At 42.6% G+C, this 17,247-nt stretch carries 16 protein-coding genes and 2 pseudogenes; 13 read left to right on the top strand and 5 right to left on the bottom strand.

Features of this window, described 5'->3' with window-relative positions:
- Nucleotides 1-4 precede the first annotated feature (4 nt).
- Nucleotides 5-295, top strand: a pseudogene (locus PI95_RS05065) (aldehyde dehydrogenase family protein); the annotation flags it as partial.
- A gap of 10 nt (nt 296-305) precedes the next feature.
- On the opposite strand, the gene PI95_RS05070 reads toward PI95_RS05065, so the two are convergent.
- The 4 genes from PI95_RS05070 to PI95_RS05085 form a co-directional block, all read right to left on the bottom strand.
- Entirely contained in the window at nt 306-602 is a 297-nt protein-coding gene (locus PI95_RS05070; protein ID WP_039743815.1) for an antibiotic biosynthesis monooxygenase family protein, read from the bottom strand.
- Between the two features lie 113 nt (nt 603-715).
- Entirely contained in the window at nt 716-1,477 is a 762-nt protein-coding gene (locus PI95_RS05075) for an SDR family oxidoreductase (RefSeq protein ID WP_236116937.1), read from the bottom strand.
- Between the two features lie 144 nt (nt 1,478-1,621).
- Nucleotides 1,622-2,521, bottom strand: coding sequence for a helix-turn-helix domain-containing protein (locus PI95_RS05080; RefSeq protein WP_052324902.1), 900 nt, complete (start codon nt 2,519-2,521; stop codon nt 1,622-1,624).
- Nucleotides 2,522-2,592: 71 nt separating this feature from the next.
- A complete protein-coding gene (locus tag PI95_RS05085) occupies nt 2,593-3,195 on the bottom strand; it encodes a Uma2 family endonuclease (RefSeq protein ID WP_039743816.1) in 603 nt (200 codons plus the stop codon).
- A 362-nt stretch (nt 3,196-3,557) separates the two neighbouring features.
- On the opposite strand from PI95_RS05085, the gene PI95_RS05090 reads away from it, so the two are divergent.
- Entirely contained in the window at nt 3,558-4,862 is a 1,305-nt protein-coding gene (locus tag PI95_RS05090) for an acetyl ornithine aminotransferase family protein (protein WP_039743818.1), read from the top strand.
- A gap of 63 nt (nt 4,863-4,925) precedes the next feature.
- The gene (locus tag PI95_RS05095) at nt 4,926-5,840 is read left to right on the top strand and encodes a DUF1338 domain-containing protein (RefSeq protein WP_039743820.1); all 915 of its coding nucleotides are present in this window, start codon (nt 4,926-4,928) and stop codon (nt 5,838-5,840) included.
- 27 nt (nt 5,841-5,867) lie between these two features.
- Here the strand turns inward: PI95_RS05095 and PI95_RS05100 are convergent, their stop codons facing one another.
- Nucleotides 5,868-6,653, bottom strand: coding sequence for an SDR family oxidoreductase (locus PI95_RS05100; protein WP_039743822.1), 786 nt, complete (start codon nt 6,651-6,653; stop codon nt 5,868-5,870).
- 199 nt (nt 6,654-6,852) lie between these two features.
- Between PI95_RS05100 and PI95_RS05105 the strand changes: the two genes are divergently transcribed.
- The 10 genes and pseudogenes from PI95_RS05105 to PI95_RS05150 all read left to right on the top strand — a co-directional run bounded on the left by PI95_RS05105 (nt 6,853) and on the right by PI95_RS05150 (nt 17,118).
- Nucleotides 6,853-8,142, top strand: coding sequence for a hypothetical protein (locus PI95_RS05105; protein ID WP_039743824.1), 1,290 nt, complete (start codon nt 6,853-6,855; stop codon nt 8,140-8,142).
- Nucleotides 8,135-10,468 carry a serine/threonine-protein kinase gene (locus PI95_RS05110; protein WP_236116938.1) on the top strand — a complete coding sequence of 778 codons (2,334 nt, stop codon included), beginning with the start codon at nt 8,135-8,137 and terminating at the stop codon, nt 10,466-10,468. Before PI95_RS05105 ends, PI95_RS05110 begins: the two co-directional genes overlap by 8 nt.
- 17 nt (nt 10,469-10,485) lie before the next feature.
- Nucleotides 10,486-11,046, top strand: a complete 561-nt coding sequence (locus tag PI95_RS05115) for a GNAT family N-acetyltransferase (protein WP_039743827.1) — start codon at nt 10,486-10,488, stop codon at nt 11,044-11,046.
- 4 nt (nt 11,047-11,050) lie between these two features.
- Nucleotides 11,051-11,980, top strand: a complete 930-nt coding sequence (locus PI95_RS05120; protein ID WP_039743829.1) for a PP2C family protein-serine/threonine phosphatase — start codon at nt 11,051-11,053, stop codon at nt 11,978-11,980.
- A 73-nt stretch (nt 11,981-12,053) separates the two neighbouring features.
- Nucleotides 12,054-13,337, top strand: a complete 1,284-nt coding sequence (locus tag PI95_RS05125) for a vWA domain-containing protein (RefSeq protein WP_039743830.1) — start codon at nt 12,054-12,056, stop codon at nt 13,335-13,337.
- 44 nt (nt 13,338-13,381) lie between these two features.
- Nucleotides 13,382-14,227 carry an FHA domain-containing protein gene (locus PI95_RS35610; RefSeq protein WP_236116939.1) on the top strand — a complete coding sequence of 282 codons (846 nt, stop codon included), beginning with the start codon at nt 13,382-13,384 and terminating at the stop codon, nt 14,225-14,227.
- Between the two features lie 89 nt (nt 14,228-14,316).
- Nucleotides 14,317-14,505 (top strand): hypothetical protein, encoded by a 189-nt coding sequence (locus PI95_RS05135; protein ID WP_163518624.1) that lies wholly within the window; start codon nt 14,317-14,319, stop codon nt 14,503-14,505.
- Nucleotides 14,506-14,516: 11 nt separating this feature from the next.
- Nucleotides 14,517-15,899 carry a GlnX family signal transduction membrane protein gene (locus tag PI95_RS05140; RefSeq protein ID WP_039743832.1) on the top strand — a complete coding sequence of 461 codons (1,383 nt, stop codon included), beginning with the start codon at nt 14,517-14,519 and terminating at the stop codon, nt 15,897-15,899.
- Between the two features lie 122 nt (nt 15,900-16,021).
- Nucleotides 16,022-16,420, top strand: a complete 399-nt coding sequence (locus PI95_RS05145) for a hypothetical protein (RefSeq protein ID WP_039743835.1) — start codon at nt 16,022-16,024, stop codon at nt 16,418-16,420.
- A 115-nt stretch (nt 16,421-16,535) separates the two neighbouring features.
- Nucleotides 16,536-17,118: pseudogene (locus PI95_RS05150) on the top strand (MiaE family protein).
- The last annotated feature ends 129 nt before the right edge of the window (nt 17,119-17,247 follow it).

The following is a 17,247-nucleotide window of genomic DNA, read 5'->3' on the forward strand; positions in this document are numbered from 1 at the left end:
ACCAATTGTGTGTATTGAAGTTAGCTCTAATGAGGAAGCGATCGCAATCCTCAATGATACCAATTACGGTCTTTCTTCTTCAGTTTACACCCGCGACATCGAAGCGGGAATAACTTACATTAATGATCCCACAATCGGTGCGGAAGTACACTTACCCTTTGGGGGAGTGAGACAAACCGGCAACGGACACCGCGAAGCCGGAACTACCGCAATAGAAGTATTTACAGAATGGAAAAGTGTGTATGTTGACTTTTCTGGTAGTTTGCAACGCGCACAGATTGATAATCGTAGTTAAAAGTGGTAAATTAAGTTTCAACCTCAACTTTGTAAAGTGCAGGATTTTGTTCAAACAACGCTTGAGAACCTACCGCTTTCAATTGAGGTTTTGAAAACGCATTCTTCCAAGCTTCTGCACTTTCCCAATGCGCCACATTAATAAACTGAAATCTTGCATCTTTATCAATACTGCGATGAAGTTTTGCATCAATAAAACCCGGCTCATTTTTCATTAACTCAAGCGCTTCCGTCCAAACTTTAATAAATTGCTCCTCACTACCTTGAGGAACAGAAAAAACATTAATCAAAACTACAGGTGATGACATAAATATCTATTTGGGATAAATTGACAACGATAACAACAGCCTAAATCATTCGTGAAACTCTCTATTTCCTCTTCCTCTGCGTTCTCTGCGTCTCTGCGGTTCGTTTCTCAAAACTATGGCATCCCACCTGTAACATGAATATTATGTCCAGTAATATAACTTGCCATATCGCTGACCAAAAACATCACCACATCCGCTACTTCACCCGGTTCTGCCAGTCGTTGCAGCGGTGAATTCTGCGCTATAAAATCTTGATCCAATTGCGAAATAGTATCTTTGAAACTTTCGGTTGTTGTTGGTCCTGGCATGATAGAATTAACTGTAATGCCACGTCCACCTAACTCCCTAGCTAATGCAAAGGTAAACTGCTCAATTGCTGCTTTGCTACCAGCTGTTACTGCTAAATTAGCTTGCGGTTGTACAGTGTATGGAGTTGAAAACGTGACAATGCGACCTTTATCTGCCATGTGTTTCGCAGCTTCTTGTAACGCAAAAAAGTTACCCTTAGCATTAAAAGCGATCGCATAATCAAATTCTGCTTCTGTCACCTCGGCAACAGGCTTGACAACTCTCGGCGCACTGCCTGATATTACTAAAATATCTAGCTTACCAAAGTTCTTGATTGTTTCTTGAAACAAATGGCGGATGTCAGCCAATTGGGTAAGATCGGTTTTAATGGCGATCGCCTTTCCACCCGTATTTTTAATACTAGCAATTAGTTCCTCTGCCTTGTCTGCTTTTTGGGCATAAGTAATGACAACAGATGCACCTGAAGAAGCTAAACGTTCAGCTACCGCTTTACCAATACCAATCGATGCACCGATAACAATGGCAACTTTTCCGTTTAAAGTTTGCATCGCGTTCGTTCCTTTCATTGTCGCCGAAATTTTTCAACAGCCTGACTATACCAGCATCAAGCTTTAATAATCTTGTCAAATTTTGCGAAACTGTTCTAAAGTTGCGATTTAGTTCGTAGTAAGGACTTTAGTCCTTAATTTAAGCGTTTAAACGCTTACTACTTATTTTTCACGATACTTTTTTGGTGTTGTCTGTGTTAACTTTTTAAACAACTTAGCGAAATGACTTTGATTACTGCATCCAACTTGAAGCGCGATTTCCACTATTGGTAAGTTGGTTGTTCGCAGCAGATGTTTCGCACGTTCAACCCGACACTGTAAAATGTATTGATAAGGTGTACAACCTGTTGACTGCTTGAACATTTGTACGAAGTAGTACATACTCATCCCGACAACTGCTGCAAGGTCATTAAGTGACACATCTTTACTCAAGTTGTCATTAATATACTCAATCGCACGTTTTAATTGATGCGTTGACAAACCACCTCTATACTGTTGTATTTTTGGCTCTTTAGTGGAATATTTCTTAAGTAGTTGGACTGCTAATGCATTAGCTAAAGACTGATTGTAAAAACGACCGCCTGGACTTCCCGCTAAAAATTCCGCTTCTAGCGCCAAACCGATATACTGAATTTGTGGATCGAGCATTCCATTGCAGTGCATTAGTTCTGTGTGATTCGCATCATTTAATTCCAATGCACATTTTGAAATCACAATTGGTTTGAGAGTAAGTATCAAAATTTCGACATCTTTATCCCAACTTCCTTTAAATCTTACTCCCTCAGGAGCAAGGCTGATACTGCCAGGTATTTTGTGTATCCTGCGTAGCTGACCGTTTTCGACAACTTCAAGTATATGTGGCTCACTTAGCTGTATAGTGAGTAAATGCTCTTGGGCAATCACCTCAGGATACTCACAAGAAGGCATAGACAAACGTTCAACATAGATATCATCACTTTCCAAAGTCGTATCGGTAACAGTTAGTGATGAATCAGAACTAACTGGTAGTGGCACAAATTTCTCATTGACAACATCAAAGACCTTGATTTTGCTGTCAAACATGCCTTTCACCTTTAAATGATAGGACGAGCGAAAACCGAATCAATAACTGCTTCTAAAACTGCGCGTGAGTTTCAAGTCGGCATAATGTCGTCTCGCAATTGTAAATTTGGAAACAGGAAAGAAGAAATCGGCTCTCCCAAGCGATATTGTTGCTGCTGGTACACCCCATTAACTAACTGGCAAATGGTGAAAGTAGGTTGCTTGGGATTGCCGATAAATTGCAAACCCCCCAAACCGCGAAAGTCCACAATCCAATATTCTGGGATATTCAAAAAAGCGTATTCTTCCACTTTTCTGGCATAATCATCTTGCCAATTAGTGCTGACCACTTCAGCAACAAGCTTAATGGTATTACCTTTACAAATCACTGGTTCTTTTTGCCAAAGGGGTTCAGTACCAAGTTCTGCTTTATCTAAAACAATTACGTCAGGACGCAGTGCTGTGGCTTCAGCGTATAGGGGTTTTATCAAACAAGTTTTTGGAACCAACCAATTGAAATTAGCACGAAAAATTTCGACATAAATTCTACCAGCAATACTCCCCGCAACCGCTTCATAAGGACCGGTAGGTTCCATCTCTCTGAGTTCTCCGTCAATCAGTTCATAGCGTGTGTTATCCCCATATTGGGCAATAAACTCCTCAAAGCTAAGTAGTTTGGATGGGGTGTAGGTCATAGGTTGTTTCTTAACGGAACGTAGCCTAATTATAAGTTTCGTCAGGAGTAGGAAGTATTCTGTTAAGTTTATTATACTTAGGACTTACGGAAAGTCATGGAAAAACGAACCGCAGAGAAGCCAGCGCGTTGCGGGGGTTCCCCCCGTTGTAGCGACTGGCGCGACGCAGAGTCCACAGAGGAATGAGGAAGAGAGAGAATTTTTGCGCTCATTCCTGATACTCAAGCGCGATCGCTCTAGCTTTTGTGTCCAACTGCCCATGAGTTAAACTGGTGTCTTTCAAAATAGAATAAATCGCTACAATAAAAAATTTCGCCTCAGCGTTTAATCGTAAGTAATCTTCTCAAAAATCTAGATAAATAATGTTAAGTATCCCCGTTAATCTGGGTTTACCTCGCGCACCTCGTTTGATAACATCTTTACCAGGACCTTGTGCTGAAGCGATTGTCAAACGCGATCGCGCTGTCACTTCTCCTTCTTACACTCGCGACTATCCGTTAGTTGTGGCGAGGGGTGAAGGTTGTATGCTCGAAGATGTCGATGGTAATATCTTTCTAGATATGACTGCGGGAATTGCCGTCACCGCTACCGGACACGCACACCCGGAAGTTGTCGCCGCAATTCAAGCACAAGCTGCTAATTTAATACACATGTCCGGAACTGATTTCTACTACGAACCGATGGTAGAATTAGCAGAGAAGTTAGCTTGCCACGCTCCTTTCCCGAACGGTGCAAAGGTGTTTTTTAGCAACTCTGGGGCGGAATCAAACGAAGGAGCAATCAAACTCGCTCGATATTACACGGGACGTTCTTCAATCGTGGCATTTTTGGGAGCGTTTCACGGACGCACTTATGGAGCGATGTCTTTAACTGCTTCTAAAACTGTGCAAAGAGCAAACTTTGGTGCAATGCTAGCGGGAGTAACACACATTCCTTACGGTACTCACGCCAGTGTGGATTATTTAGAGAAAGATTTATTTTCAACTATATTACCACCAAACGAGGTGGCGTCAATAGTAGTTGAAGCAATTCAAGGTGAAGGCGGTTACATTGTACCTGAAGATGGATTTTTGCAGAGAATTCGCGATATATGCGATCGCTACGGCATTCTGATGATAGTCGATGAAGTGCAATCGGGGATGGGACGCACCGGTCGCATGTTTGCCATTGAGCATTGGGGTGTAATGCCGGATATCATAACTATGGCAAAAGGTATCGCTAGCGGTTTACCTTTGGGTGCAATTCTCTCTCGTCCAGAAATTATGACTTGGCAACCTGGTTCTCACGCTACCACATTTGGGGGCAATCCGGTTGCTTGTGCGGCAGGAATTGTCACTTTGCAACTGCTGGAAAACAATTTGATGGAAAACGCCTCAAACATGGGAGAATTATTGCAAGCTGGTCTTACTCGGTTGCATGAGAGATTTCCCAGAATGTCTTTACCACGCGGTAAAGGTTTGATGGTAGCGGTGGATTTATTAGATAAAGAGCAAAGTTTAGATAGAGAATTGCGCGATCGCATTCTTCAAGAAGCTTTCTTACGTGGTTTATTATTACTTGGTTGCGGTAAAGCTGCAATTCGATTTTGTCCGCCTTTAGTTATCGACAGCGAACAAATTAAAATAGCTTTAGATATTATTGCTGATGTATTAGTTGAAATTGGATAAATTATAACTTTTGTAGAGACGTTCCGGCGCAACGTCTCTACCTAATTCGCAATTTTTAACTTTATGAAACCTGAAATTACCCGCAACCTTTGGGAATTGCTTTGGCAAGAATACAGCGCTAGAGTAAGTTATGCCCGCACATACGAGCAAATGATAACTGCCGCTGGTGGTAGTATTGCTAATGACCATATTGCTTTTCGCTCTTTGCGTACAACTGTCGATAGTCCGCACGGTAAGGTTAACTTGGGAATTGACTACTTGGGGCAATTAGCGTCAGCTTTAGGTTACGAAGCTGTGGGGGAGTACACTTTTAGTGAAACTCATCTTTATGCACGTCACTATCGCCATCCACAGCAAGAAGAATTAGACTTACCCAAGTTGTTTATTAGCGAGTTGATTGTCGATGAATTACCAGAAGCGATCGCCCAACTTATCCATCAAACAGTAGCGGGTGACAATTTACTTAATTACTCAGCAATTCTTAATGCATTTGACTCGAATGCACAACGCCTTGTCAAACAATTGCAAAAAATCTTTACCCGTCCTTGGCAACCTCCCAAACATTCGATTGTGGAAAAAGTTAACGCTGTTACGCAATATGGAGCTTGGGTATTATTACACGGTTACGCTGTTAACCATTTTACAGGATATGTTAACCGCCAAAATACACCACAATACCCAGATATAGATACTACCGCTCGTGGTTTGGCTAAATTGGGCGTACCAATGAAAGCTAAAATTGAAGGGGATATTGCCATTGGTTTGCGGCAAACCGCTACAGAAGCAGTTATCGAAGTAATACCTGTATTAGATGATATAACCAATGCCGAAATCCAAATTCCCTGGACTTACGCTTATTATGAAATTGCCCAGCGTTACATGATAGAAGTGGAACCGGGTAAGCAAGAGCTTTTTGATGCTTTTTTAGGAAAGAATGCCCAAGAATTGTTTGAAATAACTAGATTAGGTTTTGCCTAAGCGTAGAGATAACTAATGTAAGAAATTTTAAGTTGGTTTAATTCTGCTAACTATCAGATGAAACAATAATGGAAAATATCTTTTGATATACACCATCAAAATATCAAAACCACCAATATATACTTCGCGCTGTTTTTTATAAATACACGTTAGTATTTTCTCGGCACAATCATCGGCACTCATTCCTTTATCTTGTCCTTCGTCCATTTTTCCATAGACGCTACCGTCTTCATTTAAGGCATTAAAGGAAATATTAGTTTTGATTCGTCCTGGGCAAATAATAGTTATATAAATATGATTTGTTTTTAATTCGATTTGCAACGTTTCAAAAAAACCATGCAATGCGTGTTTTGAAGCTGCATATGCTGAACGTAACGGAAAGCCAAATTTACCTACTAAGCTAGTAATTACTGCGATTTGTCCACTACCATTTTTTATCATGTGCGGTAAAACTTTTTTAGTCAAGTTGATAGTCCCGAAATAATTTACTTCCATAATTTTTCTATCAACTACTTCTTGCGTATCAAGAGCTAAGGCACGTTGACTGATACCTGCATTATTTACCAGTAAATCAATTTTTTCATAATGTTTTATTGCAATATTTAGGGCATTTTCTACAGATAAATTGTCTGTAATATCAAGAGGAATAATTAAACATTCGCTGATTATATTTTCTTTTACTCGTTGTAATTCTTTTTCTCTGCGGGAAGAAATGACCAGCTTTGCACCTTCTTTAGCAAACTGGTAAGCTAATGCTTCACCTATACCAGATGATGCTCCAGTTATCCAAACAATTTTATCTAGAAAACGCATTTATATATAAGCTATCTGTTACAACATTAAGTATGTTTACTTATTATATTTTACAATGCGGAAGGCGCTCTTTCAGGTATTGAGAAGTCGAACGAGGTAACGAGAAGAACCTGTTTTCTCGAATATAAGGTTGTTAAACTGAATTTATTTAGCATCTACTCTGTTCCTGCCATTAAATTATCTATATGGGTAAATTACGGTGCGTTATGAGACAAACCCTAATGCACCTTACAGTAAAGACAGCCTCTTTTTTACAGGAGCGATCGCGGTGACTGTTGAAATTGACCAACTAATAGCCGATTGGAGGAATAAAGTCAATATTGCAGGTCAAAATCTCCTCGAACTTCAAGAATTACCAACTTATCAGCGACTTTGCGGTAGTTTTGGTTTCCCTCCAGTCAAGTTGACAGGAATCACTCAAACGCAGGTGACTCCAGCACTGGAAGCGATGAACGATTTATTTCAACACTTCGATTTGTTGGTGCAGACAGTTGATAAAGCAATTAAGCTGCGACAGCAGTTACCGCGTTTTTTGTCAACACAAAAAATTAGCGAGATTACACAATTGCTCACAGGTGCTTCAATTGAGTTACCTATGGTGCAAACCCCATTATCACAAAGAGAACTTTTGACTGGTGCAGAAACGACAACTAAAATCACTCCCGCACAGCTACTTGAAGTGATGCAAAATGCTTTCTCTGTAGCTAGGGATGCAGTTTTAGCGGTTGACGATGCTTGGACACATTTAGATGTGATGCTGGCAGATGCAGAAGCGCAAATTTTTTCCTTGCAAAATTTAGCTATATCGCTGAATCAAGATTGCCAAAGTGAATTAATTCAAGCTGCGAGTGCGTTAGCGAAGCTCGCCGAAGGCATCGCTTCTTTACGGCAAAGTATAGAACAAGACCCTCTAGGAACGATTGCGGTCTTTCAACAACATGTCCAACCGATGTTAGCAGACGTAAAAGCCACTTTAGACCAAGCTATCAGACAACAAAATCAAATTCGCGAAAAATTGGCGATCGCTCACAATTTGTTACAGCAGTTAAAAGAAATTCACCTCAAAGCGATCGCAGCTTTTGCGGAATGTCCCGATAAAGTCTTGGATCACTCTATATTGCTTCCTTGTTTACCCAAGGAACAAATTGAAGCGCTTAGACAATGGCTTATGAAGTTAGAAACTAAGTTTGCTGAAGGTTTAGTCAATCCAATTATCGTTGGTTTAGACAATTGGACTATCAAAGCTAAAGAATATATAGCATCAGAACAACAAGCATATGCAGTTAATAACGCTCCCCTACAAACTCGTCGAGAGTTACGCGGAAGATTGGACGCACTTCAGGCAAAAGCGCTGGCACGGCAATTAATCGAAGATCCTATATTAACTGAACTAGCTTTACAGGCGAAACAACTTCTCTACAGTCGTCCAACTCCTTTAAATAAAGCCGCTGAATTAATTTCTCAGTATGAAAAACGTTTGAATGGGTAATGGGGAGTGGGGAGTGGGGAGTGGGGAGTGGGGAGTGGGGAGTGGGGACAAGGAGGACAAGGAAGACAAGGAAGACAAGGGGGATAAATGCTCAATGCCCATTGCCCAATATAGGAGAGTCGTAATGGACGGCGATGTCTACGACAAGAGCAAAGCTCTACGCTGCACAAAAAATGGCTGCACTGGTATCATCGAAGATGGTTACTGTAACGTCTGCGGATTGGCGGCGGTGAAATTTCAGCCGAGTAGCCAAAGACAAAGCGCAACTATTACAGCAAGAACTTCATCCGTCACCACGGGAACGGGTTCTTCTCCACTAACCAATCGTTCTAAAGGTTCGCGGCGTACTAGTACAACCATCACTAGAAGTACCCGCAAGCACCTGGGCGCGGGGTTGATATCCGTACCCGAACTGCCTTCCACCGAACCAGAAAAAGCCATCATCCCTAACCCGATGGTGCCGGAAAATAAACGCTTTTGCGCGAATTGTAATAACCCGCTGCGACGAGAAAAAGGATTTTGCAGCAAGTGCGGACAGAAGTATTCTTTTATTCCCAGCCTTCAGCCAGGTGATTTAGTTATTGGACAATATGAAGTTAAAGGAGCGATCGCTTACGGTGGTTTAGGTTGGATTTACTTAGGCTTCGATAAAATTCTGTCTCGTTACGTAGTCCTCAAAGGACTGCTCAACACCGAAGATGCATCAAGTGCAGCCGTTGCCGTTGCTGAAAGACAATTTTTAGCAGCAGTGAAACACCCGAATATTGTCGGGATTTACAACTTCGTTAACCACGGTAACGAAGGTTTCATTATTATGGAATATGTCGGCGGCAAAACCCTGAGAGAAATTCGCAAAAGTCGCGGACCGCTACCAGTTGCAGAAGCGATCGCCTACATTCACCGCATCCTCAGTGCGTTTGCTTATTTACATTCCTTAGGTTTAGTTTACTGCGACTTCAAGCCAGATAACATCATGATTGAAGGCGGGGATGTCAAGTTAATTGACTTAGGTGGTGTCCGCAGAATTGATGACCTTGATGGTGATATTTATGGCACAGTCGGCTACAGCGCTCCAGAAGCTGGTGAAGGACCGACGGTTGTATCAGATTTATTTACAGTTGGTAGAAGCTTGGCAGTGCTGCTGACTGATATTAAAGGTTTTAACAAGCAACATTTATATACCTTACCCAGTCCTGAAGAAGAACCAATATTTGCCGAACAAGAATCACTTTATCGCTTTTTAATAAAAGCCACCGCCGAAAATGCCGACGATCGCTTTCAATCAGCGGATGAAATGGCAGATCAACTGCTGGGTGTGTTGCGGGAAGTAGTAGCAATTAGCACTAATATTCCGCGTCCATCTGCGAGTAACGTCTTTAGTGGAGATATGCTAGCACTGGGTAACGGTAATGACTTTGAGCCGATAAAAGTCGATTATCAGCAATTGCCCGTGCCAATGTTAGACTCCGAAGATTCTGGCTTTAATAGTGTCGTAAATGCGAGTGCGATCGCCGATCCGGTGAAACGAGTAGCTAGTTTAAAAATAGCAGTTAAACTATATCCCAATTCTGCCGAAGCATTACTGCGATTGGCAAATAGCCTAATTGACACCTTTGAATACTCAGAGGCAGAGCATATTATAGCACAAGTTGAGGCAAAAGATGCTTGGGACTGGCGAATTTTTTGGTATCGCGGGCGATCGCTAATGCGACAAGGCAAATCTAAAGAAGCACAAGCAGCATTCGACCAAGTTTATTTTGACTTACCGGGGGAACTTGCGCCCAAATTGGCGTTAGCGCTTGCAGCAGAACAAGCGGAAAATTATCAACTAGCAATTAAGATGTATAACTTAGTATCTCGTAGCGATCCGAGTTATGTATCAGCGGCATTTGGGTTAGGTCGATGCCTTTGTGCTGTTGGCGATCGTAACGGTGCGGTAGCAGCTTTAGAAAGAGTGCCGCAAAGTTCAAATTTATTTACGCGATCGCGTGTGGAAATTGCCCGTACCTTAATTAATAGCGATCGTTCTACCCCCGGAACCCAAGAATTACAAGCCGCTTCCACCGCGATTGAAGCCCTGACTTTAGAAGGAATGGATCGCCATAAATTAACCAAACAACTGTTAGAAACAGCACTAAATCTGCTTACCTCGAAGACAGTAAAAGCTGCTGACGACATGAAAATTTTAGGACAGCCATTTCAAGAAAAGCATTTAAGAAAAGGATTAGAAAAAGCCTTGCGAGACATGGCACACCTCGTAACCAAAGAAGAAAAGATTCGCTTAGTCGATGAAGCAAATCGCGTGCGACCAAGGACTATTTTTTAATTAATAAATTTGAGAAAATGAACCAACTTATAGTCACAACCAAAAACTTGCAACTAATTGCTTGTACTTTGGAAATTGCTCAAGCGGAAAAAAATGATAAATCAAAGTTTTCTAAGCTACTAGATGCATCTATACCCAATACTTGGCCACCTGAATTTAACAACGAGGAAATGGTTTTGTTTATTATAAATAAATTGCAAAAAGCTCCTGAGGAATCAGGATGGTGGTCTTGGTACTTTCTGCTAAAAGATAGAGTTACAGATGCATCTATCCTCATAGGTTTCGGTGGTTTCAAAGGTAAGCCCACATCTGATGGCATCGTCGAAATTGGCTATTCAATTTTACCAGAGTTTCAAAACTTGGGATACGGTACAGAAGCTATCAAAGGACTTGTATCTTGGGCATTTACTCATCCTGAAGTTCAGCAAGTTATAGCAGAAACTCTGCCAGAACTCAAAGCTTCACAAAGGGTTTTGGAAAAAAGCCATTTTACATATATTGGACAAGGTTCCGAAGAGGGAATAATTCGTTATCAGCTTTCTCGCAATCACCAAATGAACTTAGGAACAGCAAATTAAACTTATGGAATGTCCAAACTGTGGAACGGCAGTATTGGTAAACGATAAATTTTGTGAAGAATGCGGTACATCCTTAACAGCAGTGGGATGTGAAAAATGTGGCGCCCAACCGAAAGCAATTGACGATGAGGGATTCTGCTCAGTTTGTGGATTTCGCAAAGAACTTCAGGAGCGACTTGAGATAATTATTGACTCGCATTTAGCAGGAGTAAGCGATCGCGGACTCAGACACCACCGCAACGAAGATTACCTTGCCCTGCAAACTGTTAATTATAACACTCATATCCTTATCGTTTGTGATGGAGTTTCCAGTTCTAGCAATCCTCATATAGCCGCACAAACTGCCAGCGAAAGTGCTTCTACAGCATTGATCGCCGCCATCAAACAAAAAGAAAAACCCGAATCAGCCATCAAATCAGCCGTAGCTGCCGCCCTCTCCTCCCTATGTAATATTGCTTATATTAGAAGTATCAACTACGAACCCCCATCAACCACCATTGTAGCCGCCGTAGTCCAACAGAACACCGCCACCATAGGTTGGCTGGGTGACAGCCGCGCTTATTGGATTTCAGACAACAATTCCCAACAATTAACCAAAGACCATTCCTGGCTGAGTGAAGTAGTAACAGCCGGCGAAATGACACAAGCCCAAGCCAAACAATCTCCCCAAGCCAACGCCATTACCCGCTGGTTAGGCGCAGATATAATAGACGACGCCATCCCCTCCATCATCAACTTCACCATTCCCAGTTCCGGATATTTACTGCTGTGTAGCGACGGACTGTGGAACTACACCCCCCAACCACAGCAACTCGCCAACCTAATACAGCAGACATCACATACAAATGCCATCACCATCTCCCGATCGCTAATCGAATTCGCCCGTCACAGCGGCGGACACGACAACATCACCGTCGCCCTCCTCTCCCTATAAACCCTTTCTTTTCTTCCTTGGCGTCCTTGGCGCCCTTGGCGGTTCGTTAAATCCTTCCTTACAACCAAACACCATGCCTAACCAATTCAAAGCCGAAGTCTTCCAAAACCAATATTTACCCCAAGGCGCCAGAGAAGTTCACGCCATCATGACCGTCACCGTCCAAGCCGGCGACAGCGTAGCTGCAACCTCCAACAACGGCAGACTATTCGGTATTATTTGCGACACATCCGGCTCAATGGGAGGTAAAAAGATTCACGCGGCAAGAGATGCGATGGTCAAAGTCGTAAATCTCCTGCCAGACGATGCCTACTTCTTCATCGTCACAGGTGCTAGTAAAGCCAGCGTCATATGTCCAGTGTCAAAAGCTACACCAGATAAAAAAACCTGGGCGATCGCCGCCATCAAAGAGATTTATGCTAGCGGCGGTACACTCATGTCAACTTGGTTGAATGAAGCTTTAGAACAATTCAACAAAATGCCAAACGCCGTTCGTCAAGCATTACTACTCACAGACGGACAAAACGACGATTCAGACGAATTTAAACTCAATAAAATTCTCCAAGCTTGTGAAGGAGTCTTTCAATGTGATTGTCGAGGCGTCGGTACTGATTGGCGAGTTGCCCAACTCCAGAAAATTGCTAATAAACTGCTGGGTACAACTGACATCATCCCCAACGCCGAGATGATTGAAGCTGACTTTCGAGCGATTTTAGACAAAGCCATGAACAAAGATGTCAGCGATGTCGCTATGCGCCTGTGGACTCCCCAAGGTGCAAAAATACTTTTCTGCAAACAAGTGAGTCCCGATATTGTAGACCTTACACACCGCGCTAAAATTGTCAAGACCCAAGTAGTAGATTATCCCACCGGCGCTTGGGGAAAACAAGAATCCCGTGATTACCACTTCTGCATCGAAGTTAATCCCGGCAACGTTGGTGATGAAATGTTAGCCGGTCGCGCAAGTTTAGTTTACACAAACAAGGGTGTAGAAACGAAAATTGTTGAGGCACGCATTCTGGCAACTTGGACTGACGACGATGCCAAATCGACCAAAATCGACAGACGAGTTGCCCACTACACCGGACAAGCAGAACTTGCCCAATCGATTCAAGAAGGATTAGAAGCGCGTGCCAAAGGTAATATTGAAATCGCCACTGCCAAGTTAGGCAAAGCAGTAAAACTTGCCCATGAATCTGGTAACGAAGCAACAGCCAAACTCTTAAAAACTGTAGTTGATATAGAAGATGCACCCACAGGAACAGTGCGATTAAAAAAAGCTGTTGCTAAAGAAGACGAAATGGCGTTGGAAACTCGTTCTACCAAAACTACCCGCATTCAAAAACCACAAAGTTAGTCAATAGTCAATAGTCAAATTTTCAAATAAAGGACAAATGACAAATGACAAATGACATCTCTACCTATAAATGTCTCAAAGGTCACGAATCAACCGAATCCGATTATTGTTCAGAGTGTGGGGTGAAAATTCTCGGTGTAGGTGAAGCGATGTCTGACGACAAGCCGCTGCGCGTCTACGCCCCAACAATACCACAAGTACCACAAAACATAACTCTCGAAATCTGCCCAGCTTGCAGCGTTCAGCGCGAACTTAACAGCGGCGACTTTTGCGAAATTTGCGGTTACAACTTCGTCACCGGCGCACATGGGGAAGTGCCCATTGTTGAGGGGATAAGGGGACAGGGGGGACAGGGGGGACAAGGGGGACAAGGGGGACAAGGGGGACAAGGGGGACAAGGGGGACAAGGGGGACAAGGGGGACAAGAGGACAAAGGTGAATTTGCTTCCTTGTCTTCCCCCTCCTCCTTGTCTTCCCCCTCCCCCCCTCTCCCCCTCTCCCCCTCCCCCACCCCCCTCACCTGGGAACTTGTTGTCACAATCGATCCATCCCTACGGCATCCAGAAAGCCCAGAAGCGCCAACAAATCAACAGGCGATCGCCTTTCGTCTAGACAAGGCAAATAACCTCATCGGTCGTAATAGCCAAGCTAGAGCAATTGAACCAGAAATTGCTTTGGATTTTGACAATGCTGTTTCTCACCGTCACGCTTTGTTAAACCTTCAGTCAGACGGTTCTTTAACTCTGCGCGATATTAATTCTTCTAACGGGACTAAGCTTAACGGGGTGGAATTGAAGCCAATGGTAGATGCCCTATTACAAGATGGAGACGAATTTACTTTAGGACACTGGACTCGAGTTGCTGTCAAAGTTATCCATCAATCTTTATAAGTTTCGTGGATTAAATAAAATGCAAAACTTTTATTTTGTCGGGTGCGTTATTCATAACTACGAGACTCTTTTCTTTTGTCGGGTGCGTTATGCATAACGCAACGCCAGTTGCTACAACGGAGGGAACCTCCCTTCTCCTTCACCAGACGCTCCGCGAACGGGTTCGCCAGTTCCCCATCGTGACGGGAACCGCCAAGACGGGGACTGGACTCACCGCAACGCACTGGCTCCCCTACGGAACTCAAATTGCTGTCAAAGTTACCCACCAATCTTTATAAAGATAAAAAATATGAGTAAGATAATCTCAGCTTCAAATAAAGCAATTAAGAAACTAAATACTCCACAACAGCTTCAAGGTGGCTTGTACTTAACTTGGGCTGCAAGTTTACTAGTATTAGTTTCTACCATTAGCGGCATCCAAGGACAACGGCACTCTATTAACACAATCGGTAAAGATGCAACACCGAGTATTACTACTGCCCAACGTCTCAAAGATGCAGCAGCGGGTATGGATGCCTACATTGCTAAAGAACTGCTATTACCATCTGGACAAAACCAAGATGCTGTTAAGGGTTACGAGGAGCGATATGAGAAACTAACTCAAAGGCTGGTTGCTGCTGCGGAGAATATTACCTACGGAGATAAAGAGCGAAAACCTATCGAAACTTTGCAACTTGAATTAGGTAATTACATTGCCAAAATTCAACAGGCGCGTGATTTTCACGAACGCGGTGATACTAATAATATGCTGGTTGCTTATCGAAGTGCTGCGGAAATTATGGATGAGAAATTATTACCAGCAACCGACGCACTGGATAAGGTGAATGTAGACGCTTTAAATGTTACATACAATAAGGAAAAATTTGACTCTGGGAAATCGCTATTTTTTATAGTGATTTCTGGTGTCGCACTAATCAGCGTATTAGTGGGATTGCAGATTTTTCTCAGTCAGCGGACTCGTCGTACCTTCAATCCTATGTTGTTAGCAGCGAGTGCGATCGCTATTGCTTTTTTAAATTACACAACAGGTGCGTTTCTTTCTGCTTCCCAAAATCTCAGAATTGCTACAGAAGATGCTTTCACTTCTATACACGCATTACGACAAGCCCGCGCTTTAGGCTACATCGCCAATGCCGCTCAAAGTCGCTATTTGTTAGATTCGGCTTTTGCTTTGAATTATGAACAAGCTTTTTTTAATACTATAGCTAAAATTGCTCAATTGCCTAATGGTCAAACTTTTGAGACAGTCGCAGCATCAGCATCAGCACCAGGATATAAACCGAATAATAATTTCACAGGCTTATTGGCTGACCAACTAAAAAATATTACCTTTGCTGGTGAACGAGAAGCGACAGTGAAAAACCTGTCAACTTTAGGCGCTTATGTTGCTATTGATAAACAGATTCGCCAACTCGAACGCAGTGGAAAACATACTGAAGCGATCGCACTTTGTTTAGGTAGTCAACCAGGACAATCTAATTGGGCATTTGATGAATTCAGATTGAAAGCTAATCAAAAAACCTTTGATATTAACCAAGCAGCCTTCGACAAAGCAATTAAGCAAGGCTTTAAAGATGTGGATGGTTTTGAGTTTACCACCCCAGTAGCGCTGAGTGCGATCGCTCTTTTAACTTTATTTGGATTGCTCCCACGCTTGAAAGAGTATGCTTAATACCAAATGTATAATTCATTAGTTGTAATTCTAATTGTTCACCCTATCTGGTGATGTCGCTCAAAACTGCCGAACGATATCTTTAAAGTACCAGGAGTTGTTGAACTCTGGAGAATGCAACTATGAAAAAAATTATTTCCGCTAGTTTAGTAGTTTTGGCTGCTACTACTGGTTTTTTACACGGGCAACAGCCTGTTCAAGCTCATCGGCGTTACAATTATGGTGGGTATCCCTACTACCATCGCTATCGTTATCCTATAGAGCCAATCAGATACTGCTTTCCTACAACTCAATGGCTGGTTGACGAAGACCCCGCTTATCACCCTCAAGCTTACTCCGACGGCTACCGCCAAGGACAGACGAGCGCTAAAAAACGTCAAAAGTACAAACCGCGCACTGCTGGGGGTGAATTTGCTCGCGGTTTCGATGATGGTTATTACGGAAAGCAATTTGCCGGTCAAAAAAACATTGTTCCAAACGTTATTAAACCATACACTACAACAGAATGTAGTTTGTATTGACTTCGTAGTGAGGACTTTAGTCCTCATTTGAGAGGACTAAAGTCCTCACTACGATTACAATCAATTTGCGCTTGCTACTTTTGTTAAATTGAAATATCTGGAGTTTTGTTAAGCTGTGGTTTCTTCTCAATTACCGACAATTAACGCTCTAAAACAACCTACCAGTTCTGCTTGGGTAGAACAAGCGATCGCTAACTTAGATATTATTCGTCTTGACCACTCTCACTGCGAACGCGCTCGCAGCGGGTGTGGCTTTAAACATGATGTTTCGCTATCCTGACAATACCAAAATGGTACGGGAATTAACAGCGATCGCTCGTGAAGAATTAGAACATTTTGAGCTAGTCAATCAATGGCTTGAACGTCGCAATATCCCCCTTGCCCCATTATCACCACCTCCCTACGGTGCGGGTTTAAAAGCACAAGTTCGTCCCCAAGAACCAGAACGATTTTTAGATTCTTTACTTGTCGCCGGTTTAATTGAAGCCCGCAGTCACGAACGTTTAGGATTATTAGCTACCCATTGTCCCGAACCAGAATTAGCTAAATTTTATCGCGGTTTAATGGCATCCGAAGCGCGGCACTTCGGCACTTACTGGATTTTAGCTGATACTTATTTTCCCCGGCAAATCGTCATGCAACGCCTCGATGAATTAGCAATTGCCGAAAGTGAATTACTATCAACTTTGCACCCATAACCGAGAATTCATAGTTAATCGTACTAAGCACTCGTGTGTGCTTAAAACAGGCGTTAAAACGCCTACTATAAACTTTTATATTGTATTTAAGGGAGATTTGGGCAAACGGTGGCTAATATGTCCAAATCA

The organism is Hassallia byssoidea VB512170 (assembly GCF_000817785.2).
GTDB lineage: Bacteria > Cyanobacteriota > Cyanobacteriia > Cyanobacteriales > Nostocaceae > Hassallia > Hassallia carrinoi.

What these genes read in the sequence shown, in the direction of transcription:
- PI95_RS05145 (WP_039743835.1), top strand. Translation starts at nt 16,022, where the DNA reads ATGAAAAAAATTATTTCCGCTAGTTTAGTAGTTTTGGCTGCTACTACT.
- PI95_RS05100 (WP_039743822.1), bottom strand. Translation starts at nt 6,653, where the DNA reads ATGCGTTTTCTAGATAAAATTGTTTGGATAACTGGAGCATCATCTGGT.
- PI95_RS05085 (WP_039743816.1), bottom strand. Translation starts at nt 3,195, where the DNA reads ATGACCTACACCCCATCCAAACTACTTAGCTTTGAGGAGTTTATTGCC.
- PI95_RS05140 (WP_039743832.1), top strand. Translation starts at nt 14,517, where the DNA reads ATGAGTAAGATAATCTCAGCTTCAAATAAAGCAATTAAGAAACTAAAT.
- PI95_RS05120 (WP_039743829.1), top strand. Translation starts at nt 11,051, where the DNA reads ATGGAATGTCCAAACTGTGGAACGGCAGTATTGGTAAACGATAAATTT.
- PI95_RS05090 (WP_039743818.1), top strand. Translation starts at nt 3,558, where the DNA reads ATGTTAAGTATCCCCGTTAATCTGGGTTTACCTCGCGCACCTCGTTTG.
- PI95_RS05075 (WP_236116937.1), bottom strand. Translation starts at nt 1,477, where the DNA reads ATGAAAGGAACGAACGCGATGCAAACTTTAAACGGAAAAGTTGCCATT.
- PI95_RS05115 (WP_039743827.1), top strand. Translation starts at nt 10,486, where the DNA reads ATGAACCAACTTATAGTCACAACCAAAAACTTGCAACTAATTGCTTGT.
- PI95_RS35610 (WP_236116939.1), top strand. Translation starts at nt 13,382, where the DNA reads ATGACAAATGACATCTCTACCTATAAATGTCTCAAAGGTCACGAATCA.
- PI95_RS05080 (WP_052324902.1), bottom strand. Translation starts at nt 2,521, where the DNA reads ATGTTTGACAGCAAAATCAAGGTCTTTGATGTTGTCAATGAGAAATTT.
- PI95_RS05135 (WP_163518624.1), top strand. Translation starts at nt 14,317, where the DNA reads ATGCATAACGCAACGCCAGTTGCTACAACGGAGGGAACCTCCCTTCTC.
- PI95_RS05110 (WP_236116938.1), top strand. Translation starts at nt 8,135, where the DNA reads ATGGGTAATGGGGAGTGGGGAGTGGGGAGTGGGGAGTGGGGAGTGGGG.
- PI95_RS05095 (WP_039743820.1), top strand. Translation starts at nt 4,926, where the DNA reads ATGAAACCTGAAATTACCCGCAACCTTTGGGAATTGCTTTGGCAAGAA.
- PI95_RS05125 (WP_039743830.1), top strand. Translation starts at nt 12,054, where the DNA reads ATGCCTAACCAATTCAAAGCCGAAGTCTTCCAAAACCAATATTTACCC.
- PI95_RS05070 (WP_039743815.1), bottom strand. Translation starts at nt 602, where the DNA reads ATGTCATCACCTGTAGTTTTGATTAATGTTTTTTCTGTTCCTCAAGGT.